Genomic DNA, 16,267 nt, shown 5'->3' with positions numbered 1-16,267 from the left:
TCAGCGCCCCTGCGCGTCGGGACGGTGGTGCACGTACTCCACCACCGTGCCGTCGGGATGCACCGCGTTGAAGCAGGCGCCGGTGGGCACCCGCTGCAGCGGGAAGATGATCTTCGCGCCGGCCGCGACCAGGGCGTCGTAGTACGGCTGCACGTCCTCGACCAGCAGCGTGCCGGTGGTCGACTTGAACGGCGCCAGCGCCTGCTCGCTGCCCTCCAGCAGCAGGAACGCGCCGACCATGGCCAGGCGCAGGCCCGCTTCCGGAAACGGAAAGCCGCCGTCGGCCGCCACGCCCTGCAGCCGCTCGTAGAAGGCGACCGCCTCGTCCAGCGTGCCCGGCGGCACGAACACGCGGATCATCACCCGCGGCGTCTTCAGTCCGCGCGTGTCGTTGCGTTCGCGCCAGAGCGCGTCGAATCGGGAGGCGGGTGTCATGGGGATTCCGGGATCGATGCGTGCCCGCACCATACGGAGATTCGGCCAGCATGCCGACGCCACCGGCGGAAAGGCGGCGTTCCGTCGCTGCAACGCAAAACGCGATCGTCGCGGGAATGTGGCAGGCTGCGCGTCTTCCATTCCCCCGGAGTCGCGCCATGTCGTCGCCAAAATCCCTGTCCCGCGCCACCCTCGCGCTCTCGCTCGGCCTGCTGTGCGCTCCCGCGGCGCTGGCCGAGGCGCCCAAGGCCGACGCCGCGGCGGCACAGGCCGCGCCAGCGGTGTCCGCGGAGCTGCGGCAGGCCGTCGCCGGCGACTGGCGCGGTCCGAAGAACGTGCTGCGCGACGCCTATCGCCACCCGGGCGAAACCCTGAGCTTCTTCAAGCTGCAGCCGACGCAGACGGTCATCGAGATCACGCCCGGCGGCGGCTGGTACGCGGAGATCCTCGCGCCCTACCTGCGCGAGAACGGCAAGTACGTGGCCGCGATCGTCGACCCGGACAAGATCGAGAAGGGCCGCGAGTACCAGCAGAAGCAGAAGACCGCGCTGGAGACGAAGTTCGCCGGCGCGCCCGCGCGCTACGACCGCGCCGCCACCGTCGCCTACGATCCGGCGAAACCCTCGTTCGGCGCGGCGAACTCCGCCGACCTCGTGCTGACCTTCCGCAACGTGCACAACTGGCGCAGCGCCGGGCAGGCCGAGGGCATGTTCAAGGGCTTCTACGACGTGCTCAAGCCCGGCGGCGTGCTCGGCGTGGTCGAGCACCGCGCCAAGGCCGACGTGCCGGCCGACGACGGCAGCGGCTACGTCGGGCAGGCGCAGGTGATCGCGCTGGCCGAGGCCGCCGGGTTCAAGCTCGACGCGCAGAGCGAGATCAACGCCAATCCCAAGGACACCAAGGACCATCCCAACGGCGTGTGGACGCTGCCGCCGAGCAACGACCATCCGGCCGCGGACGATGCCAAGTACCAGGCGATCGGCGAGAGCGACCGCATGACGCTGCGCTTCGTGAAGCCCTGAGGGCCGCGCGCCGACAGCGCCTCGTCCTCCCGGCGCCATGCTGATCGCCTTCAACAAGCCCTACGGCGTGCTGTGCCAGTTCACCGACCGCGGCGTGCCGCCGCGGCGCACGCTGGCCGAGTTCGGCCTGCCGCCCGGCGTCTATGCCGCCGGGCGCCTGGATTTCGACAGCGAGGGCCTGCTGCTGCTCACCGACGAGGGGCCGCTGGCGCAACGCATCAGCCACCCGCGGCACAAGCTGCGCAAGACCTACCTGGCCCAGGTGGAGGGCGCGCCGCAGCCGGCGCAGCTGCAGGCGCTGCGCGCCGGGGTCGCGCTGAATGACGGTCCGACGCTGCCGGCCCGGGTCCGCCTGCTGGAGGCCCCGCCGGCGCTCTGGCCGCGCGACCCGCCGGTGCGCTACCGCAAGACGGTGCCCGACGCCTGGCTGGAGATCGGCCTGTCCGAGGGCCGCAACCGGCAGGTCCGGCGCATGACCGCGGCCGTGGGCCTGCCGACGCTGCGCCTGGTGCGCGCCGCCATCGGCCCCTGGCACCTGGCCGACCTCCCGCCCGGGGCCTGGCGGGAGGCCGGCGACGGCACTTCCTGAACACGTTTGGCCTCCGGCCGCACGCCGATTGGCGGGGCGTCCGGCGATTCTGCTAACGTGTTCGTCACACCTGTTCAGGTTTGGGGCGTGAGCGCGATATCCGCTAACTTCGGGCCGGCAACTCCTGCGCCGATACCGGGCAGGATTCTCGTTGTCGACGATCAGCCCGTGAACCTGCGGGTGGTCAGCTCTTTGCTGGCGCGCCACGGCTACGAGGTGGTGGTCGCCGAGAGCGGCGGCGAGGCCCTGCAGATCGCCACGGCCCAGGCGCCGGACTTGCTGTTGCTGGACATGCTGATGCCGGGCATGGACGGCTTCGCCCTGCTCACCGAGATCAAGCAGCGCGCCGAACTGCTGCGCCTGCCGGTGGTGTTCCTCACCGCCGCGCACGACCGCGACCTGCTGCTGCGCGCCTTCGACGCCGGCGCCGTCGACTACGTCACCAAGCCGTTCATGCCCGAGGAGCTGCTGGCGCGCGTGGACGCGCACGTCGGCCTGAAGCTGGCGCGCGATCGCCTGGAACGCGTGGCGCGCGAACGCCAGGATCTGGTCAACCTGGTCGCGCACGACCTGAAGAATCCGCTCAGCAGCGTGCTGTTCGCCAGCGACATCCTGCTCAGCGACGGCACGCGGCCCGAACGCATCCCGCGCTATCTGCAGATGATCCACGACAGCGCGATGGACGCGCTGGGCTACATCAAGCGCTACCTGGAAACCCAGGCCGACCATGCCGCCGTCGCAAGCGGGCACGAGGCGCGGGTGAGCGCCGCGCTTCCGGAAATCCTCGCCTGGCTGTCGGGACGCTACGGCCTGCAGCTGGAAACCCGCGGCCGGCAATTGCGCATGCAGGCACCTGCCGAGCATTGCCGCCCGGTGGCCATCGACGCGCTGGTGCTGCGCCAGGTGATGGAAAACCTGATCAGCAACGCGATGAAGTACGCGCCGGCCAGCGACATCGACATCTGCGTGCGCCCCGGCGCGCCGGGCTTCCGCCAGGTGGTGGTCGAGGACCGCGGCCCGGGGATCTCGGTGACGCGCCAGCACGAGCTGTTCAAGCCATTCGTCCGCCTGACCGATCGCGACCCGGGCCTGTCGAGCGGCCTCGGCCTGTCGCTGGCCAAGCAGATCCTGGTCAACGCCGGTGGCCAGCTCTGGTACGAGGACCGCGAGGACGGCGGCGCGCGCTTCGTGATCGAACTGCCCGACGCACACGCCTGAGGCACGCCGGCGCCGCCATCGCGGCGCCGGCGCGGATCGTCAGCTCTCCGAGGACGTCGAGGCCTGCGCGGTGTCCTTGCGCGCCGCACGCGGGCGCGAGGGCGCCTTCCTGGCTTCGATGCGCGTGGCCTTGCCGTCGATCGGCTGGCCCAGCGCCTTCTTTTTCTGGTGGCGGCGCACCAGATACCAGAGCACGCCCGCTCCGGCGACGGTGGCGATCGCCACGGCGGGATTGCGCCGCACCAGCGTGGTCGCCGCGCGGCCGCCGGCCTTCACCGCGCCGAGCGCCGCGCCGGTCTCCACCCACTTCATGGCGCGATCGGGCACGCTCTTCTTCAGGCTGTCGCCGACGCTGCCGGCGATCTCGAGCGCGCGGCCGGTGAGGGATTCGAACTTGCTCATGGGCTCATCTCCGTTGCTCCGATTCGCCGCCAGTGTGGCAGGAATCGCGTTGGCTTGGCGTTAGAGCATGCCGACGGAAGATGAACGCCGGCTGGTCCCCGGCCGCGCCCCCGCGGCGCGGCGCGGCTCAGCTGCCGCGCGGCTTGGCGCGATGCGTGGCCACCGCGTTCCAGGGATCCTCCGGCCAGGGATGCTTGGGATAGCGGCCCTTCATTTCCTTGCGTACCTCCGGATAGGTGCGTTCCCAGAAACTGCGCAGGTCCTGGGTCATCTGCAACGGCCGGCCGGCCGGCGAGAGCAGGTGCAGGGTCAGCGGCACGCGGCCCTCGGCCACGCGCGGCGTATCGGCCAGTCCGAACAGTTCCTGCAGCTTCACCGCCAGCACCGGCGCGGCCGGCGTGCCGTCCTCGCCGATGGCGTACTCGATGCGCCGCTCCATGCCCGAGGGCACCAGCAGGCGCGCGGGTGCGAGCGCGTCGATGCGCTGCTGCAGGCTCCAGTCCAGCGATGCCCGCAGCGCCTGCGCGAAGGCATCGGCATCGAGCGCGTCGAAGCGCGTCTTGCCGGCGAAGGCGGGGCGCAGCCAGTCCTCGCGCGTCGCCAGCAATGCTTCGTCGGAGAGATCGGGGAGCGCGAGCTCGGGCATCCACGCGCGCACGCTGCGCACCCGCGCGCGCCACTGCGCGAGCGCCTCGCTCCACGGCAGCGCGTCCAGTCCCAGCGTCTGCACCGCGTCGCTGAGCGCGCGCGCGGCGGCCTCGGGCTCGACGCGGCCGCCGGGCCGGGTGTCGAGCACGATGCCGTCGAAGCGGCGCACGCGCTCGCTGACCAGCGCGCGGCGCGCGGCGTCCCAGCGGGTTTCGTCGCCGTCGCGGAAATGCGGCGCGAAGCGCGCGCGCAGCGCCGCCTCGTCCAGCGGCGCGCCGCGCAGCAGCAAGGCGTCCTTGGCCTCGTAGCGCAGCTCGCTGGCGACCAGCCAGGGTTCGCCGAGCAGGGCACTGTCCTCAAACAGCCGCGCCATGCGGCCGTTGGCGAGCTGGTAGCGGCGCAGGTCGTCGGCATGACGGTAAGCGATGCGATCGGGAAAGGCGTGCGCGAGCAGATCGCCGAGCGCGTGCGCCTCGATCATCGACGGCGGCGCTGAATCCACGCGCAGGCGCCGCCGCCATTGCCTAGCCGCGGCGTCGATGGCCGCCAGCGCGCCGCGGCTGGTGTCGGGGGGCGCGCGTCCGTTGCGGAACGCGGCCAGCGCGCGCCAGCGCGCGGCGAGGGCATCGCCCCGGTTGCGAAGCGGGTCGCGCGCCTCGAGCAGCGCGGCCAGATCGCAGGCCAGGGCCTGCGCGACCGGATCGCGCGCGGACAACAGCATCGCCGCCAGACGCGGATGCGTGCCCAGCGCCAGCATGCGCCGGCCCTGCGCGGTGATGGCATGGCCCTGGTCGAGCGCATCGAGCCGGCGCAACAGGTCGTGCGCCGCCGCCAGCGCGCCGCGCGGCGGCGCATCGACGAAGCGCAGGTCCGCGCTGCCCCAGGCGGCGAGTTCCAGCGCCAGGCCCGCCAGTTCGACCTGCGCGATCTCCGGACGGCGCTGCGGTTCGAGCCGCTGCGAGGCCGGCCACAAGCGGTACGCCCAGCCTTCGGCGATGCGGCCGGCGCGGCCGGCGCGCTGGTCGGCCGACGCCTGCGAGATCGCCACCGTGTCCAGGCGCGCGAATCCGCTGTTGGGGTCGTAGCGCGGTTCCCGCGCCAGGCCCGCGTCGACCACCGTGCGCACGCCGGGCAGCGTGACGCTGGATTCGGCGACGTTGGTGGCCAGCACCACGCGGCGCCGGCCTTGCGGGTCCGGCCGCAGCGCCTCGGACTGGCGCTCGACCGCAAGCTCGCCGTGCAGCGGCAGCACCGCGACATCGCGCATCGACGGCGCATCGCCGCCGGTCAGTGCCGCCTCCACGCGGGCGATCTCGCGTTGGCCGGGCAAGAACACCAGCACGTCGCCCGGATGCGCGTCGAGCGCGTGCGCCACCGCGCGCCGCGCCTGCGCCTCCAGCGTCTCCTCGCGGCGCGCCGGGAAGTGCGCGATGCGCACCGAAAAACTGCGGCCGGCGCTGGACAATCGCGGCGCGTCGAGAAAAGCCGCCAGCCTTTCGCCGTCGAGCGTGGCCGACATCGCCACGATGCGCAGGTCCTCGCGCAGGCCGGCCTGCACGTCCAGGGCCAGGGCCAGGCCGAGATCGCCGGCGAGATGGCGCTCGTGGAATTCGTCGAACAGCAGCGCGCCCACGCCCTGCGGGCCGCCGCCTCCCAGTTCGGGATCGTCCTGCAGCATGCGGGTGAGGATGCCCTCGGTGACCACCTCGATGCGCGTGCGCGCGGAGACCTTGTTCTCGAAGCGGATGCGGTAGCCGACGGTCTCGCCCACCGCCTCGCCCAGTTGCGCGGCCATGAAGCCGGCAGCCGCGCGCGCGGCGACGCGGCGCGGCTCGAGCATGAGGATGCGCCGCCCCTGCAGCCAGTCGGCCTGCAGCAGCGCCAGCGGCACCTGCGTGGTCTTGCCGGCGCCGGGCGGCGCTTCCAGCACCAGCCGCGGGTGCGCGCGCAGCGAATCGATGATGCGCGGCAGCAATTCGGCGATGGGGAATGCGTCGGCGCTCACGTTCTGCGGGGCTTGCTGCGGTTGCGGATGGCGAGTGTCACATAACTGGGCTAGATTCCTGGAGTCTTTTGCCCGGGGAGTACAGATGTCGCGTTCGCCTTTCGCCGTCGGCGCCCTTGCCTGCGCCCTGTCCCTGGCCCTGCCGACCGCGCGGGCCGAAGTGTTCATCAACGAATTCCACTACGACGACGCCACCTCCTCCGGCGACGTCGGCGAGCGCATCGAGGTCGTCGCCACCGCCGGCGAGAGCCTGGGCACGTACCGCATCTACCTCTACAACGGCAGCACGCCGTCCTCGGCCACCACCTACGACAACGACCTGGTGCCGGCCGGCAGCACCGTCACCTGCGGCGGCAGCGTGCGCATCGCCACGCTCAGCTATCCCACCAACGGCATCCAGAACGGCAGCAACGACGCCATCGCTCTGGTCGACGGCAGCGGCAACGTGGTGCAGTTCCTCAGCTACGAAGGCCAGGTCACCGCCAGCAACGGCCCGGCGTCCGGACGCACCAGCGTCAACCTGCCGGTGTCCGAATCCGGCTCGACCGCGGCCGGCACCTCGCTGCAGCTTTCCGGCAGCGGCAGCGGCTACGCGCAGTTCTCCTGGCAGGGCTCGGCGACGCAGACCTTCGGCGCCTGCAACAACGGCCAGACCTTCACCACCACCGCGCCCAACACGCCGCCGAGCGTGACCTCGACCACGCCGGCCAACGGCAGCGGCGGCTTCCCCGCCGCCGGCGACCTGGTCGCCAACTTCAGCGAGGCCGTCACCCTGGCCAGCGGCGCGCTGACGCTGCAGTGCGCGCAGTCCGGCGCGGTGTCGCTCACCTACCCCGGCAGCGGCACGGCCATCACCGCCTCCACCGGCACGGCACTGCACGCGGGCGAAAGCTGCACCTTCACCGTCGTCGCGTCCAAGGTCAGCGACGCCGGCGGCGCGCATCCGGCGCAGAACACCGTGGTCGGCTTCACCGTCGCCGACGGCGGCAGCGGCGGCGACTACTACTCGCGCGTGAACACCAGCAGCGCCAGCCAGCTGCGCTGCTCGCTGCACGAGATCATCAAGGACCACACCGCCTACCCCTACAGCGGCGGCACCACCAACACCTGGAGCATCCTCGAGATCGCCGACGAGGACCCCAACAACAGCGGCCGCGTGCTCGACGTCTACCGCAACCGCAGCTACGCCAAGGGCAGCGACCGCGCCGGCACCGGTTCGGGGCTGACCTACAACCGCGAGCACACCTGGCCCAACTCGCTCGGCTTCGGCAGCGCCACCGGCGACCTCGGCCTGCCCAACGCGCCCTACACCGACACGCACATGCTGTACCTGAGCGACACCAGCCACAACGCCGACCGCGGCAACAAGCCCTACGCCGACTGCCCGTCCTCCTCCGGCTGCAGCGAGCGCACCACCGAGGTGAACAACGGCAGCGGCGGCAGCGGGCAGTCGAACTGGTTCAAGGGCCCCGACGGCAACGGCGGCTCCTTCCAGACCTGGAGCAAGCGCAAGGGCGACACCGCGCGCGCGGTGATGTACATGGCGATCCGCTACGAGGGCGGCACCGGCGCCAACGGCCAGTCCGAGCCCGACCTGGAACTCACCGACAACCGCAGCCAGATCGTCATCACGTCCAGCTCGCCGGCCTACATGGGGCTGCTGTCGACACTGCTGGCCTGGCACCAGGCCGATCCGCCGGACGCGGCTGAGCGCGCGCGCAACGAGGTGATCTACAGCTTCCAGGGCAACCGCAATCCCTTCGTCGACCATCCGGAGTGGGCGACCAACGCGCTGTTCACCTCCAGCAAGCCGGCGAGCTGCCAGCTGGCGAACTGACGCCGCAGGGCGGGCCGCGGTTCCCCGGGCGGGAACGTGCAAGCGGGAGCGCGGCCCGCCCCTTACACTGGCGCAATGCAACTAATCGACATCGGCGCCAACCTCACCCACGACAGCTTCGACCACGACCGCGACGCGGTGCTGGCCCGCGCCCACGCCGCCGGCGTGGCGCAGCTGGTGGTCACCGGCGCCAGCCGCGAGCACTCGCCCAAGGCGCTGGCCCTGGCGCAGGCGCATCCGGGGGTGCTGTTCGCCACCGCCGGCGTGCATCCGCACCACGCCACCGAGTACACCGACGAATGCGACGCCGAGATGCGCGCGCTGCTGGCGCATCCGCAGGTCGTGGCGGTGGGCGAATGCGGACTCGACTACTTCCGCGACTTCTCCCCGCGCCCGGCGCAACGCAAGGCCTTCGAGCGCCAGCTGCAGACCGCCGCGGACACCGGCAAGCCGCTGTTCCTGCACCAGCGCGACGCGCACGCCGACTTCATGGCGATGATGAGGAACTTCGACGGCCGGCTCGGCCCGGCGGTGGTGCACTGCTTCACCGGCACCCGCGAGGAACTGTTCGACTACCTCGACCGGGACTGGCACATCGGCATCACCGGCTGGCTCTGCGACGAGCGCCGCGGCCGGCACCTGCGCGAGCTGGTGCCGCACATCCCGGCGCAGCGCCTGATGATCGAGACCGACGCGCCCTACCTGCTGCCGCGCACGATCAAGCCGGCCCCGGCGCACCGCCGCAACGAGCCGATGTACCTGGCGCACATCGTCGAGGAGCTGGCGCGCGATCGCGGCGAGACGGCGGACGCGGCGGCCGCCTCGACGACGGCCGTCGCGCGGGAGTTCTTCCGCCTGCCGGGGTGAAGCGCCGCGGCGCCGCGGCGCGGCACCCCGGCAGGCGGAAGAACGCCCGCGCGACGGCCGTCGACGGGGCGGCCGCCGCGACGCCGGCCGTCGCGCGGGAGTTCGTCCGCCTGCCGGGGTGACGCGCCGCGGCGCCGCGGCGCTTGCGCAACCCCTACTGCACCGTGCCGGTCGCCTTCTCGCGCCGGAAGAGGCCGAGCAGCTTCTTGCCGAAGGCCACCACCACCACCAGCAGCGGGACCAGCAGCTTCTTCAGGCCCAGCAGCAGCACGCCGATCTTGGCCAGCAGGCCGGTCTTGGCGGCAAGGCCGCCGCCGATCAGCGCGGCGACGCCGTAGGCGGCGATCTTGTCGGTGGAGGCGTCGTAGTCGGCGTAGCGCGCACCCTGGTCGAACTCGGTCATCGGCAGCAGCTGCTGCATGCCGGCCTGCACCGCCGGCAGCTCGGCCATGTCCGAGACGGCATTGAGGCTGAGGAAGCCGCGACGGCCGAGCACGCGGATGTCGTAGTTGAGGGTGTGCTGCGGCGAGCCTTCGAAATCCAGCTCCTTGGCCCAGTACAGCTTCTTGCTGGCGCTGTCGTAGCGCGGCGGCACCGCCCAGCCGACCAGTTCCACGGTCTCGTAGCCCTGCTTCTTGCGCTCGGCGTTCTCCTCCCGGGTGCCGGCCTGCAGGTCCTTGAGCATGGCGTCGTAGTCGGTCTTGGCGGCGTCCTCGTCGGAGACGTAGCCCTCGTCGGAGTACGTCACCACCACCGCCCAGGACTGCTCGCTGTCCAGCGGCGCGGCGCTGGGCACCACCATGCCGAGCACGCTCTCGTCGGGCGGGTTGCCCCACAGCTGCTCCAGCACCTTGCGGGCGTCGGCCTTGTCGAGATAGCGGAAGCCGGCGTCGAGCTTGAAGTGCGCGTCGGCCTCGGGCACGGCGATCTCGCCGCTGCGGAAATGCAGGCCGTCGACGAAGGCCTTGAGCTTGCCCTCGTCGGGCTGGGCGTAGGCGCCCGCGGTCACGGCCAGCAGGCCGATCGCCAACCATCTTGCGAACATGTCGTGTCCCCTTTCCCTGGTGGACGTCCCCACGTCCTGCGCATCAGTGTGCAGCGGCCTCCCGTGCCGCGCAAGCAAGGCGCGCGGGGAAGATCAGGCCGGCGCGGCCGTCGCCCGCCGGGCCTCATAGCACTGCAGGTGGGTCCAGGCGGCGGCCAGCGACGGCGCACACTGGCCGGCGGCGCGCGCGCGATGCAGCATGTCGCCGACGATATGGGCCGCCTCCACCGGCTGCCCGGCCTCCAGGTCGCGCAGCATCGAGGCGGTGAGCGGCGATCCGGCCCGGGTCAGGGTTTCGCGCGCGGCGTCCGCGGCCTGCGCCGGCACCGGTTCGCCGGCGGCTCCGGCCACCGCCAGGCATTCGCGGTACAGCGCTTCCATGAGCGCGGCGCCGCCCTCGGCCGCGACGATCCCGCCGATGCTCGCGCGCATCAGGCAGGTGCCGGCGGCAAGCGCCGTGAGGAAGGCGAACTTGCCCCATTGCTCCTGGGCGATGCGCGGACTGTGCAGGCGGTCGATGCCCGCCTGCGCGCACAGCGCGTCGAACGCGCGCAGATGCGCCGTGCCCGTTCCGGGCGCACGTTCGCCGAAGGTCAGCGACGCCGGCTTGCCCAGATGCAGGATCTCGCCCTGCGGCCCTTTCGCCGCGCTGATGAAGCACAGGCCGCCGAGCACGCGCGAAGCGCCGAAGCGGGCGTCGAGCGCGTCGTAGTGGCGCAGGCCGTTGAGGATCGGCAGCACCGCGGTCTCGGCGCCGACCGCGGGCGCGACCGCCTCGATGGCGCTGTCGAGGTCGTAGGCCTTGCAGCTGAGCAGCACCAGGTCGAACGGCTGCCGCACGGCCAGCGCCGGCAGTTCCTCGGCCGTGGCGCAGGCCACCGCCACCTCGGCATCGCCGAGCGGGCTGCGGATGCGCAGCCCGTCCCGGCGCAGCTGCGCGGCGCGCGCCGGACGGACCAGGAAAGCGACATCGGCGCCCGCCTGGGCGAGGCGGCCGCCGAAGTAGCCGCCGGTACCGCCGGCGCCGAGAACCAGTATCCGCATCCGTCCGGCCTTTCGCTGCGCCGCGCTCAATACTGGGCGAGGTCGCCGCAGCCGCGCATCTCGGCCTCCACGCCCTCCACGTGCACCTGGACGCTGTGCATGTGCTTGCGGTCGGCGTCGTCGGTGCACTCCTCGCGCTTGATCTCCACGGTCGCCGGACGCGCGCCCTCGGGCAGGGTCAGCTCGCCGCTGAGCACGATCAACGTGCTCGGCGCATCCATCACCGGACCGTTGTAGCGCAGGTTGCCGCTGGCCTTGTAGCTGCCGCTGCCCCAGACCAGTTCGGTCTTGTGGTCGCCCTTGCCCACCGACTGGATGTCGATGCTGAAGTGCTCGCCGCCGCCCTTGAAGGCCGGCACGGGGCTGGGCGCGTCGCCGCCGATCTTGGCCTCGGCGGGTGCGACGGTCGCGTCGGTGGCAGGAGGCTCGCCGCCCGCCGGGGTCTTGTCGGCCGGCGCGCAGCCGGCGGCGAAGGCGGTGCCCAGAGCCGCTGCAACGAGGAACATCGTACGCATGGTCATCTCCTGTGTAGTGGCAGCGCTTGCAACGTACCCCATCCGCGAACGGGGTCAACCCGTCGCGGCCCATTCAGCTGCGCAGCCCCACTCCGCGCTTGAGCAGCCACAGGCCGAGCGCCGACAGCGCCACCACGAAGCCCAGCATCAGCGCATAGGCCACCGGCAACGGCACGTCGGACACGCCGAGCAGGCCGTAGCGGAAGGCGTTGACCATGTAGAAGATCGGGTTGGCGTGGGTGAGCGTTTCCGCCCAGCCGGGCAGCAGCTTCACCGAATAGAACACGCCGCCCAGGTAGGTGAGCGGGGTGAGGATGAAGATCGGCACGATCGCCACGTCGTCGAACTTCTTGGCGTAGACCGCGTTGACGAAGCCGGCCAGCGAGAAGATGGTCGCCCCCAGCACCACCGTGCTCAGCGTGACCAGCGGATGCGGCAGCCGCACCGTGGTGAAGAACATGGCGATGGCCAGCACGATCACGCCCACCATCAGCCCGCGCAGCACCGCGCCGGTGACGTAGCCGCCCAGGATCACCCAGCTGGGCATCGGGCTGACCAGCAGCTCCTCGACGTGACGGCCGAACTTGGCGCCGAAGAAGCTGGAGGAGATGTTGCCGTAGCTGTTCTGGATCACGCTCATCATCACCAGGCCGGGGACGATGAAGTCCATGTAGCGGATGCCGTCCATGCTGCCCACGCGCGAGCCGATCAGGCCGCCGAAGATCAGGAAGTACAGCGTCATGGTGATCGCCGGCGGCACCAGGGTCTGGCCCCAGATGCGCAGGATGCGCACCACCTCGCGGCGCACGATGGTGGCGTAGGCCACCCAGTTGCGCCGGGCGATGCTGCCCTGGTCGGCGGCGGCGGGCAGGCTCTGCGTGCTCATGCGGCCTTCTCCGCCGCCTGGACGGCGCCGCCCGGGCTGGTCATGCGCACGAACAGCTCCTCCAGCCGGTTGGACTTGGTGCGCATCGAGCGCACGCGGATGCCGGCCTCGTTGAACGCGGCGAACACGCGGTTGAGATCCATGGCGCGCGGCATGTCCAGGTCCAGCGTGTGGTCGTCGGCGGCGACGAGCGTGGCGCCCTCGATCTGCGGCAGCGCCGCCGGCAGGGTGCCGTCGATGTCGAACAGGAAGCCTTCCACGTCGAGCTTGGCCAGCAGCGCGCGCATCGGCCCCTGCTCGACGATGACGCCGCGGTCGATGATCGCCAGGTGCCGGCACAGGCTCTCGGCTTCCTCGAGGTAGTGCGTGGTGAGGATGATGGTGGTGCCGGCGGCGTTGATCTCACGCAGCGTGGTCCACATGCCGCGGCGGATCTCGATGTCCACGCCGGCGGTGGGCTCGTCCAGGATCAGCAGCCTGGGCCGGGTCATCATGGCGCGGGCGATCATCAGCCGGCGCTTCATGCCGCCCGAAAGGGTGCGCGCCATGACGCGCGCCTTGTCCCAGAGCTGGGCGCGCTTGAGTTCCTGCTCGGCGCGCGCGCTGGCCTCCTCGCGCGGGATGCCGTAGAAGCCGGCGTAGTTGACCAGGATGTCGAAGGGCTTCTCGAACATGTTGAAGTTCAGCTCCTGCGGCACCAGCCCGATCAGCCGCATCGCCGCGTCGCGCTGCGCGTGCAGGTCGACGCCGAACAGGCGCACCTCGCCCGAGCTCTTGTTCACCAGCGAGGAGACGATGCCGATCAGCGTGCTCTTGCCGGCGCCGTTGGGGCCGAGCAGGGCGAAGAAGTCGCCGGGCTGCACGTCGAGCGACACGCCCTTGAGCGCCTGCACGCCGGTGTCGTAGGTCTTGCGCAGGTCGCGGATGGCCAATGCCGGCGCGCCGGCCACGGGGTGTTGGGAGAAAGTCATGCGGGAGATGGGCGTCTGCGAAGGGGCGCTGCGGCTGGGCGTGCGGGGAACGCCTGCGATGCGGGGGCCATGGATGCCGGTCCCGGCGCGTCGGGCCGGCGCAACGGTGTGGTGCCGCGTTCGCCGCGGCGGAGCCGTTATTATAGGCGCCTGCGGGCCGCGCCCCGGTCAACGCTCCGTTCCGCCGGCCCGACGCGGCCTTCCACCCCACCGACAGGTCCCAGGTGCCCGTTCACTTCCCGCTGAAACTCGTCGGACGCCGCATGCTGGCGCCGACCGTCGCCCACCTCTCCTTCGTCCGCGACGACGGTCAGCCGCTGGATTTCGTGCCCGGCCAGTTCGTGCAGGTGCATTTCGAGTACGCCGACGGCACCGCGACCAAGCGCAGCTATTCGCTGGCGACCATCCACGACCACGCCCCGGGGCCGGACATCGAGCCGCGCCATCCGCGCGGCGAGGTGGTGGAGATCGCGGTGAGCTACGTCTCCGGCGGCGCGGCCACGGCCTTGTTCGAAGGCCTGCGCGAGGGCGAGACCGTCCAGGCCAGCGGCCCCTACGGCCGCTTCTGCCTGGCGCCGGCCGACGCCAACCGGCGCTATCTGCTGATCGCCACCGGCACCGGCGTCACCCCCTACCGCTCCATGCTGCCGCTGCTGGAACGGCAGATGGCCGAGCGCGGCATCGAGGCGGTGCTGCTGCAGGGCGCGCGCACGCCGCAGGAACTGCTGTACGGCGAGGAATTCCGCGCCTTCGCCGAGCGCCATCCGGGCTTTCGCTACCTGCCCTGCCTGTCGCGGCAGTTGCCCGAGGCCGGTTCGCCGCTCGCGCACGCCGACGTGCGCCACGGCTACGTGCAGCAGTTCCTCGACGAACTGGCGCCCGCCGCCGAGGGCGACATCGCCTATCTGTGCGGCAATCCGGACATGGTCGATGCCTGCTTCGAGGCATTGAAGGGCCACGGCCTGCCGGTGCCGCAGATCCGCCGCGAGAAGTACGTCAGCAGCAAGTAGCCGGCCGCGCTCAGCCGCGGCGCGCGGCGAGCACCGGCGCGAGGGTCTCCAGCCAGCGCCGCGCATGGCGCAGGCAGGCGGTGGCGCGTCCGCATTGCAGCTGCGCCGCCACGCCGGCGGTCACCGTCCAGGCGTCGCGGCGCACGAAGCCGAGCGCGATGCGCCAGTCCTCGGTATCCGGCTGCCGCCGCGCCTGTGCCGGCAACGCGTCGCGGATCTCGCCGCCATAGACGCCGGCGATGGCGTCCTCGAACGTCTCGGCCTGCAACGCGCGCAGCTGCGCGCGCATCCCCGAGATGCCCAGCGCCGCGACCGGATCGCCTTCGCCCGGATCGATGTCGACGGCGAGTTCGGCCGTGGCGGCCGACCAGTCGACCGCGCGCCGCTCCAGCTCGCTGTCCAGCAGCGCCGCCACCAGCAGCGGGTGATAGAGCTGGAAGAACTGCATCGTCGCGCCATGCGGCGCCGGCAGCGATTCCCAGGCCGACAGGTGCCCGTGCAGGTTGCCGGCGGCGAACAGCAGCGCCTTCGCGGTGCGCACCGCCGCGGTCGCCGGCATGCCGGTGAACAGCGCGCACAGCAGCATTTCCGCCAGCAGGTCCAGGTCGCGCCGCCACAGGCACCACCACAGGCCGTTCTCCAGCGTTTCGTGCACGTCGGCCGCGGCGTAGCCGGGCGGCAGCGGCTCGCGGCCGAAGGCGGTGAGATAGAAGATCGCGTGCGTCAATGCATAGCCGTCGTCGACGCTGAGCAGAGGCAGGAACGGCGAGTGCGCCAGCCAATGCCGGGGCTGCGGCGGCGGGCCGAGGCCGCAGAGCGCCTGGCCGAAGGCGACCTCGAGCCCCTGGTAGGGACTGCGCTCGCCGTCCGCGCCGAGCCCGCCCTCGCGCACCGCCGCGGCCGCCCGCGCGAACGCGGGCGCCTGCCGCCCGAGCGCGGACAGGAAACCGTCGCCGAGCGCGAGCATCGGCAGGCGCGAGGGCTGCCACAGCATGGCCTCGAGCACCGAATCGCCGCGCAGGCGCTTGTCGGCCCAGGCCAGCAGCGGCTGCGCGCTGGCGTGCAGGCGCGCCCAGGCGGCGGCGTTGCGCGAGACCGCCCAGCACAGCAGCGCGATCTCGCACGCGGCCTTGTCCGCCGCGCGCTCCCCCGCACGGCATTGCCGCAGCAGCGGCAGGTGCGCGTGCAGATAGGCGAACACCGCATCGACGCCGAAGGCGCCGCGCAGCCCCGTCTCCGCCGGCGCGGGCGGGACGGACCCGGCAGGTCCGCCCCGCAGCGCGATCGCCGCGCCCATCCTCAGCCCTGCCGCAGCGCGCCGAGCTCGGCGCGGATCAGCTCCTTCAGCGCGCCGCGATCGAACTGCTCCTCGAAACGGCGCGGACCCGGCCAGCGGCGCACGATCCAGCCGTTGCCGCACCAGATGTCCCACGGGTCCAGTCCGGACAGGGCGCCGCCCTTGACCATCGAGGAAAGGGTGACGTCGAGGTTGAGCATCTTGCCTTCGACGAGATTCTGCACGTTGTGTTCGAGATCGTTGGTCCTGGGCATTGCCTGTCTCCTTGAAAGGGATCGTTGAAAAGATGTCGTTCCGGGCGGGCCGGCACCGGCATTCGGGTGCCGCAGCGCGGCCCCTGCATCAAGGAACGTCGTCGGGCGGCGGCGACTGACACGGATGCGCCGCCGCGGCCGCATCTCCTGGCCTCGGCAGGAAGGGCACGGCGGCCATCGCCGCCCCGTCTGTAAAGGACGCTTGACATGCCGTGAAATCGC

At 71.8% G+C, this 16,267-nt stretch carries 16 protein-coding genes; 6 read left to right on the top strand and 10 right to left on the bottom strand.

Going from position 1 to position 16,267, the window contains the following annotated elements; all coding sequences use genetic code 11:
- Positions 1-435: a VOC family protein gene (locus MD221_RS10930; RefSeq protein ID WP_242111754.1), complete on the bottom strand. Its 435-nt coding sequence runs from the start codon at positions 433-435 to the stop codon at positions 1-3.
- A 158-nt stretch (positions 436-593) separates the two neighbouring features.
- Here MD221_RS10930 and MD221_RS10925 point away from each other — a divergent pair, with 158 nt between their 5' ends.
- Genes MD221_RS10925 through MD221_RS10915 form a run of 3 tightly spaced genes read left to right on the top strand, consistent with a single transcriptional unit; the run spans position 594 to position 3,264 of the window.
- Positions 594-1,457: a class I SAM-dependent methyltransferase gene (locus MD221_RS10925; protein ID WP_425602254.1), complete on the top strand. Its 864-nt coding sequence runs from the start codon at positions 594-596 to the stop codon at positions 1,455-1,457.
- A gap of 37 nt (positions 1,458-1,494) precedes the next feature.
- Positions 1,495-2,046: a pseudouridine synthase gene (locus MD221_RS10920; protein WP_242111753.1), complete on the top strand. Its 552-nt coding sequence runs from the start codon at positions 1,495-1,497 to the stop codon at positions 2,044-2,046.
- A 57-nt stretch (positions 2,047-2,103) separates the two neighbouring features.
- Positions 2,104-3,264, top strand: coding sequence for a hybrid sensor histidine kinase/response regulator (locus tag MD221_RS10915; protein WP_339328424.1), 1,161 nt, complete (start codon positions 2,104-2,106; stop codon positions 3,262-3,264).
- Between the two features lie 39 nt (positions 3,265-3,303).
- Here the strand turns inward: MD221_RS10915 and MD221_RS10910 are convergent, their stop codons facing one another.
- A complete protein-coding gene (locus MD221_RS10910) occupies positions 3,304-3,666 on the bottom strand; it encodes a hypothetical protein (RefSeq protein ID WP_242111751.1) in 363 nt (120 codons plus the stop codon).
- A gap of 127 nt (positions 3,667-3,793) precedes the next feature.
- A complete protein-coding gene (hrpB, locus tag MD221_RS10905; protein WP_242111749.1) occupies positions 3,794-6,319 on the bottom strand; it encodes an ATP-dependent helicase HrpB in 2,526 nt (841 codons plus the stop codon).
- A gap of 85 nt (positions 6,320-6,404) precedes the next feature.
- Here hrpB and MD221_RS10900 point away from each other — a divergent pair, with 85 nt between their 5' ends.
- Both MD221_RS10900 and MD221_RS10895 read left to right on the top strand, forming a co-directional pair.
- On the top strand, positions 6,405-8,156 hold the full coding sequence (locus tag MD221_RS10900) for an endonuclease (protein WP_242111748.1): 1,752 nt from the start codon (positions 6,405-6,407) through the stop codon (positions 8,154-8,156).
- A gap of 75 nt (positions 8,157-8,231) precedes the next feature.
- A complete protein-coding gene (locus tag MD221_RS10895) occupies positions 8,232-9,023 on the top strand; it encodes a TatD family hydrolase (RefSeq protein WP_242111747.1) in 792 nt (263 codons plus the stop codon).
- A gap of 154 nt (positions 9,024-9,177) precedes the next feature.
- On the opposite strand, the gene MD221_RS10890 is transcribed toward MD221_RS10895, so the two are convergent.
- The 5 genes from MD221_RS10890 to MD221_RS10870 all read right to left on the bottom strand — a co-directional run bounded on the left by MD221_RS10890 (position 9,178) and on the right by MD221_RS10870 (position 13,484).
- Positions 9,178-10,068 carry a DUF2167 domain-containing protein gene (locus tag MD221_RS10890; protein ID WP_242111746.1) on the bottom strand — a complete coding sequence of 297 codons (891 nt, stop codon included), beginning with the start codon at positions 10,066-10,068 and terminating at the stop codon, positions 9,178-9,180.
- Positions 10,069-10,161: 93 nt separating this feature from the next.
- Positions 10,162-11,112: a 2-dehydropantoate 2-reductase gene (gene panE / locus MD221_RS10885; protein WP_242111745.1), complete on the bottom strand. Its 951-nt coding sequence runs from the start codon at positions 11,110-11,112 to the stop codon at positions 10,162-10,164.
- Between the two features lie 26 nt (positions 11,113-11,138).
- Positions 11,139-11,627: a hypothetical protein gene (locus tag MD221_RS10880; protein ID WP_242111744.1), complete on the bottom strand. Its 489-nt coding sequence runs from the start codon at positions 11,625-11,627 to the stop codon at positions 11,139-11,141.
- 73 nt (positions 11,628-11,700) lie between these two features.
- On the bottom strand, positions 11,701-12,513 hold the full coding sequence (locus tag MD221_RS10875; protein ID WP_242111743.1) for an ABC transporter permease: 813 nt from the start codon (positions 12,511-12,513) through the stop codon (positions 11,701-11,703).
- Complete coding sequence (locus MD221_RS10870; RefSeq protein ID WP_242111742.1) at positions 12,510-13,484, bottom strand: ABC transporter ATP-binding protein; 975 nt, start codon at positions 13,482-13,484, stop codon at positions 12,510-12,512. The genes MD221_RS10875 and MD221_RS10870 overlap by 4 nt, the downstream gene beginning before the upstream one ends.
- 224 nt (positions 13,485-13,708) lie before the next feature.
- Here MD221_RS10870 and MD221_RS10865 point away from each other — a divergent pair, with 224 nt between their 5' ends.
- The gene (locus MD221_RS10865) at positions 13,709-14,494 is read left to right on the top strand and encodes an FAD-binding oxidoreductase (protein ID WP_242111741.1); all 786 of its coding nucleotides are present in this window, start codon (positions 13,709-13,711) and stop codon (positions 14,492-14,494) included.
- Positions 14,495-14,504: 10 nt separating this feature from the next.
- Here the strand turns inward: MD221_RS10865 and MD221_RS10860 are convergent, their stop codons facing one another.
- The gene (locus MD221_RS10860) at positions 14,505-15,791 is read right to left on the bottom strand and encodes a DUF6895 family protein (protein WP_242111740.1); all 1,287 of its coding nucleotides are present in this window, start codon (positions 15,789-15,791) and stop codon (positions 14,505-14,507) included.
- 2 nt (positions 15,792-15,793) lie between these two features.
- Entirely contained in the window at positions 15,794-16,045 is a 252-nt protein-coding gene (locus MD221_RS10855; protein ID WP_242111739.1) for a hypothetical protein, read from the bottom strand.
- Positions 16,046-16,267 lie beyond the last annotated feature (222 nt).

Origin of the sequence: Luteimonas aquatica (assembly GCF_022662575.1) — a bacterium.
Taxonomy (GTDB): Bacteria; Pseudomonadota; Gammaproteobacteria; order Xanthomonadales; family Xanthomonadaceae; genus Luteimonas; species Luteimonas aquatica.
This window is presented reverse-complemented; position numbering and strand designations above follow the sequence as displayed.